Genomic DNA, 689 nt, shown 5'->3' with positions numbered 1-689 from the left:
GTGCTGCTCGCCGAGGCGAACCAGTGGCCCGAGGACGTCGTCGACTACTTCGGCGACTTCCCCTCCGGCGGCGACGAATGCCACATGGCCTTCCACTTCCCCGTCATGCCCCGCATCTTCATGGCCGTCCGCCGCGAGTCCCGCTACCCCGTCTCCGAGATCCTCGCCAAGACACCCGCCATCCCCGCCAACTGCCAATGGGGCATCTTCCTGCGCAACCACGACGAGCTCACCCTCGAAATGGTCACCGACGAAGAACGCGACTACATGTACGCCGAATACGCGAAAGACCCGCGTATGCGCGCCAACATCGGCATCCGCCGCCGCCTCGCCCCCCTCCTCGACAACGACCGCAACCAGATCGAACTCTTCACCGCCCTGCTGCTCTCCCTCCCCGGATCGCCGATCCTCTACTACGGCGACGAGATCGGCATGGGCGACAACATCTGGCTCGGCGACCGCGACGCCGTCCGCACCCCCATGCAATGGACCCCCGACCGCAACGCCGGATTCTCCTCCAGCGACCCCGGACGCCTCTTCCTGCCCACGATCATGGACCCCGTCTACGGCTACCAGGTCACCAACGTCGAGGCCTCCATGTCCTCGCCGTCCTCCCTGCTGCACTGGACCCGCCGCATGATCGAGATCCGCAAACAGAACAAGGCCTTCGGACTCGGCACCTACACCGA

The 689-nt window shown here is 65.6% G+C and carries 1 pseudogene; it reads left to right on the top strand.

Going from position 1 to position 689, the window contains the following annotated elements:
• A pseudogene (locus tag IO36_RS36025) lies at nt 1-689 on the top strand (alpha-amylase family glycosyl hydrolase); the annotation flags it as partial.

Origin of the sequence: Streptomyces aureus, from assembly GCF_000725495.1 — a bacterium.
Lineage (GTDB): Bacteria > Actinomycetota > Actinomycetes > Streptomycetales > Streptomycetaceae > Streptomyces > Streptomyces aureus_B.
Note: the sequence above shows the minus strand (reverse complement) of the source record. Positions and strands in the feature narration are given on the sequence as shown.